We start from the raw sequence: 18687 nt of genomic DNA, 5'->3' as shown, positions 1-18687 counted from the left end.
TCAAGATCTCACGCTGCAGCCGCATCGCGGCGTGCCTTGCGGCGCCGGTGCAGCAAACTGAAGAAGGTCGGTACGAAGAACAAGGTCGCCGCCGTAGCCAGCAGCAGACCACCGATGACCGCGCGGCCGAGCGGTGCGTTCTGCTCGCCGCCTTCGCCGAGGCCCAGCGCCATCGGCACCATGCCGATGATCATGGCGAAGGCCGTCATCAACACCGGACGGAAGCGCGAAAAGCCCGCTTCGATCGCCGCCTGCACGGGATCGTCGTGATGGCTCAGGCGCTCGCGCGCGAAACTGATCACCAGAATCGAATTGGCCGTGGCGACACCCATGCACATGATCGCGCCCATCAATGCCGGCACCGACAACGGTGTGCCGGTGAGGAACAGCATCCAGACTAGGCCCGCCAACGCGGCAGGTAACGCCGCGATGATGATCAGCGGATCCAGCCAGCTCTGAAAATTCACCACAATAAGCAGATACACCAGCACGATCGCGAAAGCGAGTCCGCCGAGCAATCCTTTATAAGACGCGGCCATCGTCTGCACCTGTCCGCGCACATCGATATTGACGTCGCGCGGCAGGTTTTGGGAGTGAGCATCCACCACGCGTTGCACGTCGCGCGCCACGCTACCCAGGTCGGTGCGATCGACCGAGGCATACAAATCCATCGTGGGACGCGTGCTGTAGTGGGTGACAATGGCCGGGCCGGCGCTGCGCGAGAAGCTGGCGAGGTTTTCCAGAATCTGACTGGCGTTACCGCCGCTGGAACTGCTGGTGGCCGACGCGCCCGCGCCCGTGCTGGTGATCGGCAGGTTCTTCAAATCCTGCAGCGTGTCGATGCGATATTGCGGTGCCTGCGTCGCAATGGAATAACTGATGCCGGTTTTCGGATCCACCCAGTACGTAGGGCTGACCTGCGACGAACCGGCAAGCGCGGTGAGCAGGTTGCTGGCCACGTCCTGCGTAGTCAGCCCAACTAGGCTGGCGCGAGTGCGATCGATGTTGACATTGATCTGCGGCAGATTTTGCGTTTGCTGCAAACGCAAGTCGACCAGACCGGGCACGCGCAGCAAATCGCCGTAGAGTTCCTGTGCGACTTTGGCCGATGCATTGGCATCATGGCTCGACACCTGCACATCGATCGGCGCCGGCGAGCCGAAGTTGAGGATCTGACCCACCATATCCGCCGGCAGGAACGAGAACACCACGCCCGGGTACTTCTGCGCCAGTTGCTGACGCAAGCTGCGCACATAGTCGACGGTAGGATGATGATCCTCGTTGAGAGTGACGAAAACGTCGCCGTCGGACGTGCCGACCACGCCCGTGTTGCTATACGACAAATTGATGCCGCTGTACGGCAGGCCCAGCGCGTCGACAATGCTGAGCAGCTCCTGCTTGGGAATGGTCTGCCGGATCACGCCCTCGATACCATCCGCAAGCCGCGCCGTTTCCTCGATGCGCAAGCCGGTCTGCGCGCGGAAATGCAATTTGATTTGGCCGCCGTCGACATACGGGAAGAAATCGCGCCCCAGCCACGGCACCAGCGCACCCACCGACAGTGCGCAACTGGCGAAGAACAGGATGGCGAACAGACCGCGGTGCCGCTCCGTCGTTTCCAGTGCACCGCGATAGCCTTCGCGGATACGCTCGAAACCTCGCTCGAACCCATGTTGAAAATGGCTGAGCGGCCCGGTTGGCTGTGCGTCGTGCTGATGCTTTTTCAGCCAGTACAACGACAGCGTGGGTACCAGCGTTCGAGACAGCACATAGGATGCCAGCATCGCGAACACCACCGCTTCCGCCAGCGGCGCGAACAGATACTTCGCTACACCGCCAAGGAAAAAGATCGGCACGAACACAATGCAGATCGACAAGGTCGACACGAAGGCCGGCACGGCAATCTGGTGTGCGCCCTCCATGATCGCGTCGTAAACCTCTTTGCCTTCTTCAAGATGCGAGTTGATGTTTTCGATCGTGACCGTGGCATCGTCGACCAGAATACCGACCGCCAAGGCGAGTCCGCCCAGCGTCATGATGTTGATCGTCTCGCCCAGCGCCGACAAAGCGATGAGCGAAGCCAGAATGGAAAGCGGGATCGAGATCGCGATGATCAGCGTCGAACGCCACGACCCGAGGAACAGCAGAATCATCAAGCCGGTCAGGGCGGCAGCGATCACGCCCTCGCGAATGACGCCGGAAATGGCGGCACGTACGAACAGCGACTGATCCGACAGTGCGTTGATTTGCAGGTTCTGCGGAACCGCTGCACGAATGCGCGGCAACATGCCCTGCAAACTGTCCACGATATCCAGCGTGGACGCGTTGCCGATCTTCAGGATCGACATCAGCACCGCACGCTCGCCGTTCACACGCACCACGTTGGTCTGCGGCGGCGAGCCGTCGTGCACGTGGGCTACATCGCGAATATAAGTGGTGATGCCGTTGACGGTGCGGATCGGTGCGCTGTTCAACTCGTCGATCTGCTGTGGGCTGCCGTTCAACTTCACGCTGTATTCGATATCGCCGATCTTTTCCGTGCCGGCAGGCAGGATCAGGTTTTGCGCACCGATCGCCGCCACGACATCGCTAGGCGATAAGCCATGCGCGAGCAGCGCCTGCGGATTGAGGTCCACCTGGATCTGGCGCTGCTTGCCGCCGTAAGGGTAGGGAGTGGCTGCACCGGGCACCGCAGTGACAAAGGTGCGCACGATCTGATTGGCGTCGTCGAAGATGGTTGTTTCCGACAACTCCTTCGACGACAAGGCGAACTGCAGAATCGGCACGCTCGATGCGTTGTAGACGATGATCAGCGGCGGCGTCGTACCTGACGGCATGGAGCGCAGCACGGTTTGCGAAATGGCCGTGACCTGCGCCACCGCCATGTCGATCTTCACGTTCGGCTGGAAATACACCTTCACCAGACCGACGCCGTTGAGCGACTGCGTTTCGGTGTGCTCGACGTCGTTGACCGTCGTCGTGAGCGCGCGTTCGAAGCCGGTCACGATGCGATTGTTCATGTCTTCGGCAGGCAGGCCCGTGTACTGCCATACGACGGAGACCACCGGAATATCGATGTTCGGAAAAATATCGACCGGCGTGCGAAGAACTGCCAACGGACCGAGGATCATGAGCAGCAGCGCCAGAACGATAAACGTGAGCGGCCGCTCGAGCGCGATTTTGACGATCCACATAACCGATGATTTCCATCAGCCTGCCGACGGTAAATATCGCGGGCAGGATCTGACATGGGGTTGCAAGGAAGATAGCAGCCTAGACAATTTTCGTGACGGCAACCATATGCCGCAAGCAACGCATTATTTCGCACGTAATTACGAGGATTGACGTTGGGACGTAGGTTCTAAGCAGATTGCCAACGCTTGCCAGATCGTCAGATCCCAATGCCCTCGTGCCTGACCCGAAGGCGAGGGCAACACGAATAACCGAGTAGAACCGAGCGCTTGCTCCTGCATGCCGTAAACGACATTAGGGCCGAGTACGGCGCGTGCGGCATTCTTGCTCGTAAAGGCGAGCATGCGCGGAGCATAGCTCTCTATCTTTGCCCGCAACGCCGGCACATCGAAGGCGTCGCGTGGCAACTCGTCGTCGTTGCCGACATGGCGCTTGGCCAGGTCGGTGAGGCCGATGCCGAACTCGGGCAGCCGGTGGAACTCCCGCGGTGCCAGCAACCGTGGTGTAAGGCCCGACTGGAAAAGGGCGCGCCAGAACAGGTTACCCGGGTGGGCGTAATAGGCACCCTCGGCGGCGGAGCGCTTGCCGGCGGCCGTCCCGCAAAACACCAGCCTCAGGCCGGGGTACAGCACGTCAGGCAGGATCGGCTGGTTGGGCGATTTGGGGGCAGCGGGCATGCTTAGAGCCTGTTTAGGCGGGCGCTTACTTTACAGAACGCTGGAGTACAGCTGGAGCTGTGCGTTGTACATCGACAGCTCTCGCATGCAGCCGCTATAAAGGCTGCATAGCTTTGGGGATGTCGGTGAGCGAAGAAATCTTGATCAATGTAACCCCGCGCGAGACCCGGGTCGGCGTGGTGGAGAACGGCATGCTGCAAGAGCTGCATGTCGAAAGAACTTCCCGACGGGGATACGTGGGCAACGTGTACAAGGGGCGTGTGCAGCGGGTGATGCCCGGCATGCAGGCCGTGTTCGTGGACATTGGCCTGGAACGCGCCGCCTTTCTGCACGCCTCCGATATCGTCCGGCCACCGCTGCCGGAAGGCGCCGACGTGCCTGCGGCCGGGAACGGCAATGGCAACGGCCATATACCGTCGATCAGCGAGCTGGTGCACGAGGGCCAGGAAATCGTCGTCCAGGTGGTGAAGGATCCGATCGGCACCAAGGGCGCCCGGCTCTCCAGTCATCTATCCATTCCTTCGCGTTACTTAGTGCTGCTGCCGCATGCCCGTACGCTGGGCATCTCCACGCGCATCGAGGACGAAGCCGAGCGGCAGCGCCTGAAGGACGTGCTTACGCCGTTGATCGGCGAAACCCCTCTCGGCTACATCGTTCGCACCAATGCCGAAGGACAGTCCGCCGAATCGCTGGCTTTCGACGTCACCTATCTGGGCAAGGTGTGGCGGGTCGTGCAGGAGAACATCGCCAAGGCCAAGGTCGGCGAGCGCGTGTACGAAGAGTTGTCGCTGCCGCTACGTGCCTTGCGCGATCTGCTCAACGAGGATATCGAAAAAGTGCGCGTCGACTCGCGCGAGACGTTCGAGAAAGTCGCCAAGTTCGTGCACAAATTCATGCCGAGCCTGGACGATCGCATCGAACATTACGCCGGCGAGCGTCCGATCTTCGACCTATACGGCGTAGAAGACGAAATCCAGCGCGCATTGCGCAAGGAAGTGCCGCTGAAGTCCGGTGGCTACCTGATCGTCGATCAGACCGAGGCGATGACCACCATCGACGTCAACACCGGCGGCTATCTCGGTACACGGAATCTCGAGGAAACCGTTTACCGGACCAATCTCGAGGCGGCACAGGCGGCATCGCGCCAGCTGCGCCTGCGCAACCTCGGTGGCATCATCATCATCGACTTCATCGACATGACCGATGAAGAGCACAAGCGCCAGGTCATCCGCATGCTCGAAAAAGGTCTCACGCGCGATCACGCCAAGACCACGGTGTACCCGATGTCCCAGCTCGGCCTGGTGGAGATGACGCGCAAGCGCACCACCGAAAGCCTGGAGCGCCAGCTGTGCGAACCATGCCCGGCCTGCATGGGGCGCGGCACGGTTAAAACCGCCGAGACGGTCACTTACGAGATTTTCCGCGAGATCACCCGTGCGGTACGCCAGTTCAACGCGCAAAAGCTGCTAGTGATGGCCAGTCCGAAAGTGGTCAGCCGCATCCTCGAAGAGGAATCGACCGCAGTGGCCGAATTGGAAGAGTTCATCTCCAAAAGCATACGCTTCCAGCCTGAAGAGCATTACTCCCAGGAACAGTTCGATGTTGTACTGCTTTAACGCAGGTCTCGGGTGAAGGCGCTATGGCAACGATGGGCGCACCGTATCGCACGCGTGCTCGGTTGGGCCGTGGGCGTACTGGTCATTACGCTCGCGATCACCGCGGCGCTGGCGCAGGTGCTGCTGCCTTTGCTCGCGAAGCATCCGCAATGGGTGGCCCAGCAACTCAGTAAGCAGCTGCAAGCCCAAGTCAGTTTTTCGTCGCTGGAGGGGCGCTGGGAACCCTCGGGGCCGCGATTCATCATGCGCGACTGGAGTGCCGTCCCCGGACCGGGGGCAAGCGGCAATCCGCTGCATGTACCCGAGGTGGATCTCAAGCTGGATTTCGGTGGTTGGCTATTCCCATCCCGGCATCTGCTGAACATGCAGGCGCGCGGTCTCGAGCTTGATCTGAGCCACGACGCGGATGGCGGCTGGCATATAAACGGTATCGGTCTGGCTGGCGGTGCGGAGCGGCAGAACATTTCGTTTGGCCGTCTTTCCGTCGAGCTTTGGCTGGACGATTTGCGCGTAGACATCAACGATGTGCTTCAGGGTCAGCACTACACGCTGGTCGCCGATCAATTGCGCGTGACGCATCAGAGCGACCACGTTCGCATCGGTGCGCGCTTGCATCGATTAGGTGCCACTGGCGAGTTGCAGGCGGCAGGCCGGTTCCGCGATGACGGCACCAGTGGCCGGGTCTGGTTTGCCACGCAAAGTGCCGATTTGCACGGCATGCTTGCCGGCATCGACCTGGGGGGCTATGTCGTCGATAGCGGCAACGGCAACCTTGCCGCGTGGATGGATTGGAGTCACGGCAAAATCGTGCGCGATCTGTTCCAGTTCGATCTGCATAGTCTGGCCGTTACCAATCCCGCCGGCACCAAGGTGTCGGTGCCGGCGTGGAGCGGTATCGCGGAGCTGCGTCGCGACGACAAGGGTTATGCCATTCGCTGGGCAGGCAACGATGGCAGCGCACTGATTGCGGAGGCGGACCAGTTTGGTACGCCTCAGGCGACGCTCGATGCCAAGGCCAGCAACCTGCAGCTTGCACCGTTGCTACCTTGGCTAGGGCTCAAGCCGGGCCTTTCGCCGGGCCTTGCGCAATGGCTAGCCACCGGCCAACCGCATGGCCTGGTGTCACATGCGGTTGTGCATTGGAGCGCCGCCGCGGGCCTGCAATCGCTGGATGGACAGTTCGACAATCTAGGCATTACCTCCGTCGGCAAGCTGCCGGGTGTCGATCACCTGCAAGGCGAAGTGCGTGGCGATGCAGAGGCGGTTGCTCTGCAGCTTCCGGCGCAGGCGACTTCGATAAGTTTTCCGCATACCTTTCGCAACCCGTTCGCAATGAGCCAGCTGGGTGGCAACATCGCTTTTTGGAACGATGACGATGCGTCGCATATCGGCATCGCCAATCTCGATTTCGAAGGCCAAGGTTATGGCGGCAATGCGCAGGGCGATATTGCGTTGCCCAGTGCTGGCGGCCGTCCCTTCCTGGATCTGTACGTTGCGCTGACGCACGGTGATGTCACCGCGGCCAAGCTGTTCTGGCCGATCGATTCGCTGTCGCCGCCCGCCGTGTCGTGGCTGGATCAGGCGTTCGTTTCCGGCAAGATGGACGATGCATCGGTGGTGGTGCGCGGAAACCTCGCGGATTGGCCGTTCCACCACAACGAGGGCCGCTTCGAAGCCCATGCCGACTTCAGCGATTTCACCTTGAGCTATGGCAAGGATTGGCCAGTGGCTGACCACGTGCAGGCTGTCGCCAGCTTCGTCGATGCGGGCCTGCTGGTGCAGGCAAGCGGGCAATCGCTGAGCGTGAAGGTGGACAAGGCCATCGCGGTGATCCCCGAGCTGGCGCATGCCACGCTCGATCTCAACGTCAGCGGCAGCGGCAACGCTTCCGATATGTTGAACTTCGTCAGCACTAGCCCCATCGCCAGAAAACAGGCGGATGCGCTTTCCAAGCTCAAGCTTGGCGGCACCGGCAGTTTCGATTTTCACTTGTCGCTGCCGATGAAAGACATGCACGACTTCCTGCTCGACGGCACCGCCCAGTTGAAGGATGTCGATCTCAGCGCACCGCAATGGAACCTGCAGATCGACAAGCTTGACGGCCCGGGCACGTTCGACGGGCATGGTTTCCATGCGGGCCCGTTGACCGGTGGATTCCGCGGCGAACCCTCCCAAGTCGATCTGGCGATCGCAGGTGCTACGGGCGATCCGAATACCGTGCTGTCCGCAAAGTTGAGCGGCAACTTCACCATTCCCGAATTGATCAAAGGTTATTCGCAGCTGACATGGCTGGGCGATGTCGCCGTCGGTCGCGGCGTGTTCGATATCGGCTATCAAATCGCGCATGCCAGCGATGGCAAAACGGATGTGCAAACACTCAGCATCGATTCGCCGATGTCCGGCGTGGCGCTCAATTTCCCCGTGCCATTGAACAAAGCCGCCGACAGCGATTTGCCACTGCACGTGACATTGGGGCTGCCTACGCCTGGCAATGAATTGCAGGTAGCGCTCGGATCCGTCATGCGCGGACGTCTACGCATGCCGGCCACCGACCAGGCGCCGCTGGCCGGAACGTTTGCGTTCGGCGACGAAATGCCAGACAGCCTTCCGGCCCAGGGCCTGCGTATTCGCGGCGACGCGCCGCAGCTCGATGTCACAGGATGGGTAAAGCAGTCGATCGGCGGTAGTACCGCTGACAATCGCCTAAGCCTGGAGACCATCGACGTCACTACCGAGCATGCGCAGATGTTCGGGCGCGACTTCGCTCAGATGCATATCACCGCAGCGCCGAAGACCGACACGCTCGAGCTCGATGTGGACAGCGCGGCGTCGGCGGGGCATTTCAGCGTGCCGACGACAACATTGGACAAACGCGGGATTACCGCGCGCCTGCAGCGGATGTATTTGCCCAAAGAACCTACCGTACCCGCCAAAAAACCGGGTGCGGCGCCCGTGCCGGTGACCGATCCCGCCAATACCGGCATGGATCCTTCCGCCGTGCCGCCCTTGCACATTTGGGTAAACGATCTGCGCCTCGGCGATGCAAAGTTGGGCGAGGCACGGCTGGAAACGTGGCCGATCACCCATGGCATGCACATCGATCAGTTGTCCGCGCAATCCAGGAGCGTGCAGATCAACGCCAACGGCGATTGGAACGGCACGCGGACTCAAAGCAGCACGCATCTGAACGTGAACTTCGACGCCGGCAGTCTGGGCGACATGCTCAGTGCATTCGGTTACGAGGGCATCTTCGAAGGCGGCAAAACCCATGACCAGCTCAACGCGACATGGCCGGGCGGACCATGGGCATTCGAGCTCGGCAATATGGATGGCAGTTTGAAAGTGAACGTCACCAATGGTCTCTTGCCGAAAGCGAGCACGAACTTCGGCGCCCGGTTCTTTGGACTAGCTTCCATTGCCGAACTTCCGCGCCGCTTGTCGCTGGATTTTGCCGACGTGTTCGGCAAGGGTTTCGGCTTTGATTTGATCACCGGCGATTTCCAGCTGAAGGACGGCAACGCGTACACCGACAACTTGAAAATCCACGGGCCCGCGGCGGAAATAACCATCAAGGGCCGTACCGGTCTGCGCGACCGGGACTACGATCAACAGGTGGTGATTCTTCCCCATGTCGGCAGCACCCTGCCGGTGGTCGGAGCGGTGATCGGCGGTCCGATCGGTGCGGCAGCCGGCTTTGCGGTGCAGGGCGTGCTGGGCAAAGGTCTCAGCCACATGGCCGTGCAGCGTTATCACATCGGCGGCAGCTGGGATAAGCCTGTCATCGCCTCGGGTACTGCGCCGGCACAGGCATTGCCTGCGGGCGCCTCGTCCGCAGCGCAGCCGGCAGGTGCTTCTTCTGTGCCGGCCCCGGCGTCAAGCACGCAGCGTTAGGGCCGTCTATTCATCGGCCGGTATGGGCTTGGTAGCGCCACGAAATGGAAACAACTGCTGCCGGACAAATCCGTCCGGCATGTAGTCACCGACCACGCCGTACCTTTCGGGAAATTTGTTCTTCGACGTCACCGCCGTGCCGAACAGATAGTCGAGGAAGGCGTAGTGCGCCGCGTAATTGCGGTCGATGGCCTCGTCATCGGATGCGTGATGCCAATGGTGAAAGTTCGGCGTGACCACAAGGTATTTCAGAGGTCCCCACGGCAGATGCACGTTGGCGTGATTGAATACCGCCTGGAAGCCCACGACGATGATGTACGCATTCATCACCCCTTCGCTGAATCCAAGCACGTAGAGTGGTGCCAGCACACAGACGCGCGTGGCGATCAGCTCCAGCATGTGTTGGCGTGAGCCGGCCAGCCAATCCATGGTTTTCACGCTGTGATGGACCGAGTGGAATCGCCACAGGAATGGCACCTCGTGATAGGCACGGTGCGTCCAGTATTGCGCGAGATCGGCGACAAGAATGCACAGCGGCAACTGCAGCAGGAAAGGTATGTGCTGCACGTACTGTTGAAACGTACTGCTGAGAAACCGGCCGAACAGGTGATGCAGCAGAAAGTTCACCGTCAGCAATGCCAGCCCGACGATGAAATGATTGACCGCAAAATGCTTGAGATCGGTCTGCCATTCCTTACGGAAAATGGCCTGTCCCCGGTACAGCGGAAACAGCTTCTCGATGACCACGAAGATCAACGTCGAACTCAGTAGATCCAGGATGAACCAGTCCAGCCCGATATAAGGGGTGTGATCGGGAAAGTTGCCAACCGGTACCCGCGAACCGCCTAGCGCAGTGGCGAGCAGGACGAACGCAAACGCAACAATGCTGATCTGGCGCCGGCGTCCAAGAATGATATTGCCGAGAGACATGCCGCCGGCGACGAGCAGGCCGACTAGCAGCAACTGGCGCAATACATCCACCGAGTACTTGTGTCGCAGGTCCGGCGTGGTGAGGTATTGCGGAAAATGAAAGGCCAGCACAGCGAGCAGGCAGAGAAAGCCCAGTGCGAGCGAGATAACGCTGCTGACCGCGCCTTGCCCGGGTTTCAGTTCGCCGTCGCGATGCAAAAGGTCGCGGGTTTCCTCGACGGGGCTTTTAATCGTGCGATCGATGATCTTTTCGAACAAATCGGGTTTTGGCGCGTCACTCATGGTGCCCCTTCACATGATTCGGCGGGCTGGAAACCCGTTGGCAAGCCATCCTAGCGGTATCGTCGACCTCTTGCCCGAGCGGGTTTTAAACTGTCCCATTCGACCCCAAATTGCCTTTAACGATCCCACTGACTGGCCACCCTCCATGAATTCCTTGATCGCACAGGCCGAGAGTCGCCTGCTTACCCCCGGCGGCCTGGCCACCGGCGACCTCGACCGCGTGTTCACCCAGCTGATGGGCCCCTCCATCGACGCCGCCGATCTCTACTTCCAGCATTCGCGCAGCGAGTCCTGGGTGTTGGAAGAGGGCATCGTTAAAGATGGCAGCCATTCCATCGAGCAAGGCGTGGGTGTGCGTGCGATCAGCGGAGAGAAAACCGGTTTCGCCTATTCCGACGAGATCGTACTGCCGCAACTGCTCGATGCATCCAAAGCAGCGCGTGCGATTGCCCAAGGCGGCAACGGTGCGGGCAAACCGCTGGCGCTGCATGGCGCGAAAGCACTGTATCCGGCCATCGATCCGGTGGACAGCTTGCCCAATCCCGACAAGATCGCCGTGTTGCGCGAAGTGGATGCGTATGCACGCTCCCGCGATCCGCGCGTGAAGCAGGTCATCGTCAGCCTGAGCGCGACACTCGACACCGTGCTCGTTGCCGGTTCGGACGGCACGCTCGCCGCCGATGTGCGCCCGCTAGTGCGCTTGAGCGTACAAGTCATCGCCGAACAGAACGGTCGCCGCGAGCAAGGCTACGCGGGCGGTGGCGGTCGCTACGGTTACCGCGAGCTGCTGGAAAACGGTCGCGCGATGGCCTTCGCTAGCGAAGCTGTGCGCCAGGCGCTAGTCAACCTCGACGCTATCGATGCGCCTGCGGGAACCATGCCCGTCGTGCTCGGTCCGGGCTGGCCGGGCGTGCTGCTGCACGAAGCCATCGGCCACGGTTTGGAAGGTGACTTCAATCGCAAAGGCAGCTCCGCATTCGCCGGCCGCATCGGTCAGCGCGTCGCTGCACCGGGCGTCACCATCGTGGACGACGGCACCTTGCCCGGTCGCCGCGGTTCGCTCAGCGTCGACGACGAAGGCACGCTCACCGAATGCACCACGCTCATCGAGGACGGCATCCTCAAGGGCTACATGCAAGACAAACTCAACGCGCACCTGATGGGCATGGCACCCACCGGCAACGGTCGCCGCGAATCCTTCGCGCAATTGCCGATGCCGCGCATGACCAACACCTACATGCTCGCCGGTCAGCACGATCCGCAGGAAATCATCCGCTCCGTGAAGCGCGGTTTGTACGCGGTGAACTTCGCTGGCGGTCAGGTCGATATCACCAACGGCAAGTTCGTGTTCTCCGCCAGCGAGGCCTACCTCATCGAAGACGGCAAAGTCACCACGCCGGTGAAAGGCGCCACATTGATCGGCAGCGGTCCCGACGTGCTGACGCGCGTGTCGATGATCGGCAACGATCTCGCACTCGATGAAGGCATCGGCGTGTGCGGCAAAGAAGGTCAGAGCGTGCCGGTAGGTGTGGGTCAGCCAACCTTGCGCGTAGACAGCATGACGGTAGGCGGCACCGCGTCTTAATCAAGCTCGCCGGAACCAGCCCCCTCCCCTGCGAAGTAGGGGAGGGTTGGGGAGGGGTTACCCACCCTCGCGCGATGCAAGTGCGTGAAAAACGCTAGCTCAATCGCACGCAGCGACTAGTGAAACACCTACGTACAACCGCCAACGTATTTGCTACGTTCGGTCCGTCACCGACGCCATCTCGCAAAGGGCTACGTCGGTGACCATTGCAGCAATGCAGTGAGAGCGCAGATCGTGAGAGCGCCAACTCCCACGACCTGCTAACCACAACCAACTGAGAGACAGTTGATATGGCTAAGCCAGATCATACGGCACACGCACGCCCATCGGTTCCCACCGATCGCAAATCCACTTCACCTTTCGACGGTCCACTCTTTCCTCTGGACCCGGTGAAGGCGTCACGGCAAACGTACATCACGAAGCTCGCTGGCACCGCGTTAGCAGCCCACGTCATACGCGAACTGCTAAGCAACAGCGAAGCCTTCCACCGTGCCAAAGCCAACGGCAAGCGAATCGAGACTGGCCATTGGCCACTCACCCCCTCGCAAACCAACGGCCTGCATGCCGCGATTCACTTCCTTCGCCAATACGTCGATACGCTTCGGCAAGAGCCGGCGGGGTAGCGCGTTCGTACTCGTATGATCCCTATCGCGGCACACCCACTGAGGACGGTTGTGCCGCACTTGGGGACTAGAAGGCGTTGCGTGCCGTGGTTGAGTACTTACAATCGGATGCGCAGTGCTTGTGTTCAAGCGTTTCGTTGCAGCGCGCTGTGGGTTGTCCCTGGCCCTGAATCGTTCACGCGGCCGACCGTGTAGGAAAATCCTTACAGATTAATGCACAGAAAAGCGCGACGCCGCTTGCTATAACAGGCATCACAGATCGCTCATCGACCGGTCCGCATCTTGCACCGGTTTGTCGTATGTCACGGGGGAAAATAAATGGATGTCGCCGATCGCGCTCATCGCGTGTTAGATAGGGTCTTGGGCTTGCGGGTCATGTCGCTGAACGTGTGGGCATGGCTCACGTCGCATCGCCTGTCGACGCGATCTGCCCGCAGTGGCCCTCGCCGCGTCTCCCCATCCTCTTCTGTGCTTTCCAGAAAGCAGCGCTACTCCGGCGTGATGATGTTGCTGGGCGTCTTGACCTTTCCCGGGCTGGTTCACGCCAATGCGGCGGGCTGCGCCGCCATCCAATGGAATTTAACCAACCCCGATTCGGACTGCCTGGCATATGACTACGGTCGTCCAAGCTATTGCACCACCCTTCCTTGGTCGGGTCCCCCAGTGACTGTAATGATCCGGGATTTTTATTTTAACGGCTCTTCGTACGCGTATTTCAACCTAGCCGAATACACCTGCTCCTATGACGCGCCTGCCAATGCTGGCACTGGCACGCTCCATGACGCTGGCCTTGGTAGCCAGGGAAGCTCTGGTGGTAGCCCGAACGTAGGCGATCCCATTAACGCCGCGACCGGCAATAAATATCTCGAAGATGAGGATTATGCCGATTCGCCTTGGTTGACGTTACGTCGCTTCTACAACAGCAGCGGGACGTACCCCGCGCATATCGGGCTGCAGTGGCGCCACAGCTTTGACCGCTTTTTACAAATCGCGATCGCCAACAACCCCACACCTACCGTGTATGTCATTCGCCCGGATGGCAAGCAGGTGAAGTACACCAAAAGCAACGGAACGTGGTCGACCACGCTGGGTTCTCCGGATCTCTTGACGGAAACCGACAACAGCAATGGCGTAGCCACGGGCTATACGCTGTTTGTTGCCGCGTCACGCCACTACGAAAACTACGATGCGAATGGCGTGCTGCAAGGGGTCACCAACCAAGCCGGTCAAAGTGAGATATTCACCTACAGCACGGCCTCGACACCCGCCACCGTCGCGCCTGCGGCCGGTTTGCTGCTCACCGCGACCGATCCTCAGGGGCGTGCGCTGCAATTCACCTACAACAGCAGCAGCCAGGTCAGCCAGATCACCCTGCCGGATGGTGGCACGCTGACCTATACCTACGACACCAGCGGCAATCTTTCCACGGTGCAGTATCCGGATGGCAAGACGCGCCAGTATGTCTACAACGAACCCTCGCTCACCGGAAACACAAGTCTGCCCAATAGCATGACGGGCATCGTGGATGAAGCCGGCGTTCGCTACGCCAACACCAGTTACAACAGCAGCGGACAGAGTACGTCCAGCGGCTTTGCGGGCAACGTCGGCACCACCAGCGTGACGTATAACAGCGACGGCTCTGCCGCCGTGGCGTACCCGCTAGGCAGCAGCGTGACCCTGCAATTCAGTTACACGACAGGCATGTCCGCCATCGCCAGCGTCAACCAGCCGTGCGGCACCCAGTGTGGGCAGGACTGGCAAACGCGTACGTATGATGCCAATGGTTATCCCGCGTCGACCACCGACTTCAACGGCAACGTTACGGCCACCACGTACGACGCGAACGGCCTGTTGGATCAGCAGATCGATGCTTCTGGTACGTCCAATCAGCGCACGACAGTGCTCACTTGGAACACCACATTACGCGTGCCGCTGACACGCACCGTCAGCAACGCCAGCAGTACCGTCGTCAGCAACACACAATGGGTTTACAGCACCACCGGACAAACGCTCGCTCGCTGCGACATCGATCCGACCAACAGTGCTGCATCAGGCTATGCATGCAGCAACACCGGCACCGTTCCCGCCGGCGTCCGCCGCAACACCTACACCTATTGCACCACCGTCGGCACCGGTTGCCCGCTGGTTGGCTTGATGCTGTCTGCGACGGGCTCTCGCACCGATCTGACGCAAACCACCACCTACACCTACTACACCAGTAGCAGTGCCGTGAACTGCGGCACCCCCGGCGCCGCCTGCTATCAGCCCGGCGATCTGTATCAAGTCACCGATGCCTTAGGCCACGTCACCACCATCGCCTCCTACGATGGCAACGGCCGCATCACGCGTATCACCGACGCGAACGGCATCAACACCGACATGACCTACACCCCGCGCGGCTGGCTCGTCTCGCGCACCGTCGGCGGCGCGATCACCCGTTTCACCTACACCCCCTACGGCGCCGTACAAACCGTCACCGATCCCGACGGCGTCACCACCACCTACGGCTACGACACCGCCCATCGCCTCACCAAGATCACCGATGCGCTGGGCAACTACGTGCAATACACCCTCGATGCCGCCGGCGACAAAACCGGCGAACAGGTCTATGACGCCAGCGGCACCGTCCATAAAAGCCTCACCCGCACCTTCAACCCCCTGGGCCAACTCACCAGCGTGGTCGACGGCCTCAGCCACACCGTCTTCAACGCCACCGCCAGCAGCAGCTACGACGCCAACGGCAACCTGATCCAAAGCAGCGATGCCTTAGGCATCCAGCGCCAGCTGGGTTACGACGCCTTGAACCGCCTGGTGCAAACCCTGGACAACTACAACGGCACCGATCCCAACACCAAGAACACCACCACGGCATACGGCTACGACAGCCTGGACCGCCTGACCCAGGTCACCGATCCCAGCAACCTCAACACGACCTATAGCTACGACGGCCTCAGCGACGCGACCGGCCAAGTCAGCCCCGACACCGGCACCACGAACCGCACGTTCGATGCGGCCGGTAACGTGCTGACCAAGACCGACGCCAAGGGCATCGTCGCCACCAACACCTACGATGCGCTGGATCGGCTGAGCACTACCAGCTATCCGGATAGCACGCAGAACGTCACATACAGCTACGACGATCAAAACAGCACCACCAACTGCAGCACCAGCTATCCGGTCGGACGACTGACCCGCATCATCGAAGCCACGGTCACCACTGTGTACTGCTATGACGCACGCGGCAACGTGATCCAGAAGCAGCAGATCACGGCAACAAACACCGACACCACCGGTTACTCCATTACTCAAGCGGGACGACTGAGCGGCATCGTGTATCCGAGCGGAACCTTGGTCAGCTACACGCGTGATGGCGACGGGCGCATCCAGAGCATCAGCCTCACGCCAGTTAACGGCACGGCCAGCACGGCGGTGAGCGGTGTCACCTATCAGCCGTTCGGACCTGTGAGTGGTTACACACTGGGTAATGGGCAGCAAGTCACGCGCATCTACGATGCGAACTACCGGCTCACCGATCTGACCAGTCCGGCGTTCAATCTGCATGTCGCCAGAGATGCGATGGGCGACATCACGGCCATCGGCAATGCGCCGGGTGCGAATCCAGCCACCGAGACCTATGCGTACGATCCACTGTATCGGTTGCTCAGCGTGACCGAGGCGGGCGGTAGCATCCTCGAAAGCGTCACGTACAACCCAACGGGTGACCGTCTTAGCAAAACCGGTAGTGGCATCGCGACGGGCACATACACCTACAACACAGGAACGCATCAGCTCAATGCTACGGGCAACGCGGTACGCAGCGTGGATGCGGATGGCAACACGACCGCCATCACCGAAACAGGTAGCACGTACGGTTTCGGGTACAGCAACCGCAATCGAATGACGCTGGCACAGCTCGGTGGCAACACTATTGCGAACTACACGTACAACGCTTTTGACCAGCGTATTCAGAAGATCACTAGCTCCAACGCGGAACGCTACGATTACAACGAAGCCAGCCAGATACTAGGTGAGTACGGCGCGACCAACCGCGACTACATTTGGATGGATGGCATCCCCGTCGCCAATGTGGATACGTCAGGCACGACCAGCACACTGGCTTATGTGACGGCCGATGAGCTCGGCACGCCCAGAGTTATCGCCAACAGCAGCGGTATCACCGAGTGGCAGCTTACCTATCAGGGCAATCCGTGGGGCGAATTAGCTCCAGCTTCAAGCGGCTATACATACAACCTACGGTTTCCGGGGCAGTACGCAGATGCCGAGACGGGGCTTAATAGCAACGTGAATCGAGACTTTGATTCAACCACGGGCAGATATATTGAGAGTGATCCAATTGGCCTAAGTGGCGGACCAAATACCTATGACTACGTCGGTGGCAATCCTCTGAGCTACAGCGATCCGCTTGGTCTTCAAGAATCCTGCTTAAACTCAGCCGCTGCTGCGACTTGCGCCGCGGCAGGCATGCTTCCAGAAAGCGCGGCGGCAGGGACAGGAGCGGGAGCAGAAGGTGCAAGTGCCGGTGGGGCCAAGGTCGCAGCAGCAGTAGGTGGCGTTGCGATCGGAATAGCAGCTACTGCACTGACGGGAGATGAGAACCAAAATGGGGACTGTGGCTGCGGTCCAGACACGCGGTTTGAAGCCTATCTCAAAGCCCTCGCTTGGGCTGGTATGGGCATCGGTGATGAAGGAAATCCAATTCCGTGGAGTCAATATCGTGGTCGAGGTGGACCGAATTACACATACGTTAGGCAAAATGGTGGCAACAATTACGGGTACGAAAGTCCCAACTCACCTGCGCGAGTAATGAATCACCCTGATGGACATCCGGACCAGGTAGGTGATGACTATCCAAGCCATCACCATTGCCCACATTTCCATTCGGTCAATGCGCAAGGAAAAGAGATGATTTTTCCTTACAAAAGAGGAACATGATCCGTGTCTAAAAGTGCGATCAAAAGCTTCATTGAAGCAATGTGCAATGCTGAGCAATCTGGCGAGGGACCACCCTTATGGGTATCGGTTAAATACGTTGGCGACCAGACGGAATATCAGGAATGGGTTCCCACAAGTACCGATCGGATCACCGATAAGGGACTAAAGGACCCCGGGTTTGGCTCGGGCCCAGTTGAGTATGAAGATATTCATCAAATATGTGTGCATTCAACGCCAAAGCTTGGTGCTGCTTCTGACGCCTACGCAAAAAAATATGAAACACTCCTACTTGCGATTAAGAACACCTTGGGGGCCAAGATTTTGGTAGACATGGTGGTGTTCAAGAATGTTGAATAAATAACGGGATTCCGTATATGAAAAAGTAAAAAAAAGGGGTCTAGAAAAAGGAGAAAAAGGGGTCAGACTACTTTTTCGGCCGGCCGTGAGGAGGAGAAAAAGGGGTCAGACTACTTTTTCGGCCGGCCGTGAGGACGAACCCGAGCGACACGTCCGAGTTCCGTCTCGATAGCGGCCTGAAATCGATGAGAGCATAGTGCGCGCTGTTGTTGCACGTGCGCGCGAATCTCATCAAGCATGTCGTCGCCAATGGCGTGCTTGAACAAATCTCTATAAACAGCCTGTCTGGCATCGGGTGTTGTACCCAGGGCTATAGGCGAAAAGGGGTCAGAACACTTTCTAGGTCACCTATGCGGTCGAATCTTCGGAAAAAGGCTCTGACCCCTTTTTTCCTCTACTTTCTCACCCAGGCGCTGAGCCACCTCACGCGCATGTCAATGATCCGAGCGATCAACGTCTCGATATCAATGGCAATCGGGTGCCGAATGAATCGCCAGAAGCCCACCTGCCTATCGTCAAATAGATATGAGCGAATTCGATAAATTACACGACGCAGTTTTGCTTTCGATGGAGCATCGTTG

10 protein-coding genes are annotated in these 18687 nt (G+C 59.7%); 6 read left to right on the top strand and 4 right to left on the bottom strand.

The window, feature by feature from the left end; genetic code table 11:
* Positions 1-8: 8 nt before the first annotated feature.
* Together QQL64_RS13040 and QQL64_RS13035 are read right to left on the bottom strand one after the other, a co-directional pair.
* Entirely contained in the window at positions 9-3194 is a 3186-nt protein-coding gene (locus QQL64_RS13040; RefSeq protein ID WP_284400363.1) for an efflux RND transporter permease subunit, read from the bottom strand.
* 138 nt (positions 3195-3332) lie between these two features.
* Positions 3333-3869, bottom strand: coding sequence for a mismatch-specific DNA-glycosylase (locus tag QQL64_RS13035; RefSeq protein ID WP_284400360.1), 537 nt, complete (start codon positions 3867-3869; stop codon positions 3333-3335).
* A 125-nt stretch (positions 3870-3994) separates the two neighbouring features.
* Between QQL64_RS13035 and rng the strand changes: the two genes are divergently transcribed.
* Together rng and QQL64_RS13025 are read left to right on the top strand one after the other, a co-directional pair.
* Positions 3995-5485, top strand: coding sequence for a ribonuclease G (rng, locus tag QQL64_RS13030; protein WP_284400357.1), 1491 nt, complete (start codon positions 3995-3997; stop codon positions 5483-5485).
* Positions 5486-5497: 12 nt separating this feature from the next.
* Positions 5498-9376 carry a YhdP family protein gene (locus QQL64_RS13025; RefSeq protein WP_284400355.1) on the top strand — a complete coding sequence of 1293 codons (3879 nt, stop codon included), beginning with the start codon at positions 5498-5500 and terminating at the stop codon, positions 9374-9376.
* A 6-nt stretch (positions 9377-9382) separates the two neighbouring features.
* Here the strand turns inward: QQL64_RS13025 and QQL64_RS13020 are convergent, their stop codons facing one another.
* On the bottom strand, positions 9383-10588 hold the full coding sequence (locus tag QQL64_RS13020; protein WP_284400353.1) for a sterol desaturase family protein: 1206 nt from the start codon (positions 10586-10588) through the stop codon (positions 9383-9385).
* 145 nt (positions 10589-10733) lie between these two features.
* On the opposite strand from QQL64_RS13020, the gene tldD reads away from it, so the two are divergent.
* From tldD to QQL64_RS13000, 4 genes are all read left to right on the top strand, one after another.
* A complete protein-coding gene (gene tldD / locus QQL64_RS13015; protein ID WP_284400352.1) occupies positions 10734-12173 on the top strand; it encodes a metalloprotease TldD in 1440 nt (479 codons plus the stop codon).
* A 290-nt stretch (positions 12174-12463) separates the two neighbouring features.
* A complete protein-coding gene (locus QQL64_RS13010) occupies positions 12464-12796 on the top strand; it encodes a hypothetical protein (RefSeq protein ID WP_284400348.1) in 333 nt (110 codons plus the stop codon).
* Between the two features lie 672 nt (positions 12797-13468).
* On the top strand, positions 13469-17749 hold the full coding sequence (locus QQL64_RS13005) for an RHS repeat-associated core domain-containing protein (protein ID WP_284402181.1): 4281 nt from the start codon (positions 13469-13471) through the stop codon (positions 17747-17749).
* Between the two features lie 3 nt (positions 17750-17752).
* The gene (locus QQL64_RS13000; RefSeq protein ID WP_284400346.1) at positions 17753-18106 is read left to right on the top strand and encodes a hypothetical protein; all 354 of its coding nucleotides are present in this window, start codon (positions 17753-17755) and stop codon (positions 18104-18106) included.
* 394 nt (positions 18107-18500) lie between these two features.
* On the opposite strand, the gene QQL64_RS12995 is transcribed toward QQL64_RS13000, so the two are convergent.
* A partial coding sequence (locus QQL64_RS12995; protein WP_284400344.1) for a hypothetical protein occupies positions 18501-18687 on the bottom strand: 187 nt, incomplete at its 5' end.

The organism is Dyella lipolytica (genome assembly GCF_030160075.1).
Taxonomy (GTDB): domain Bacteria; phylum Pseudomonadota; class Gammaproteobacteria; order Xanthomonadales; family Rhodanobacteraceae; genus Dyella_B; species Dyella_B lipolytica.
This window is presented reverse-complemented; position numbering and strand designations above follow the sequence as displayed.

Coding starts and splice junctions, on each gene's coding strand:
- QQL64_RS13040 (WP_284400363.1), bottom strand. CDS start 3,194: ATGTGGATCGTCAAAATCGCGCTCGAGCGGCCGCTCACGTTTATCGTT.
- QQL64_RS13035 (WP_284400360.1), bottom strand. CDS start 3,869: ATGCCCGCTGCCCCCAAATCGCCCAACCAGCCGATCCTGCCTGACGTG.
- QQL64_RS13020 (WP_284400353.1), bottom strand. CDS start 10,588: ATGAGTGACGCGCCAAAACCCGATTTGTTCGAAAAGATCATCGATCGC.
- tldD (WP_284400352.1), top strand. CDS start 10,734: ATGAATTCCTTGATCGCACAGGCCGAGAGTCGCCTGCTTACCCCCGGC.
- QQL64_RS13010 (WP_284400348.1), top strand. CDS start 12,464: ATGGCTAAGCCAGATCATACGGCACACGCACGCCCATCGGTTCCCACC.
- QQL64_RS13005 (WP_284402181.1), top strand. CDS start 13,469: ATGATCCGGGATTTTTATTTTAACGGCTCTTCGTACGCGTATTTCAAC.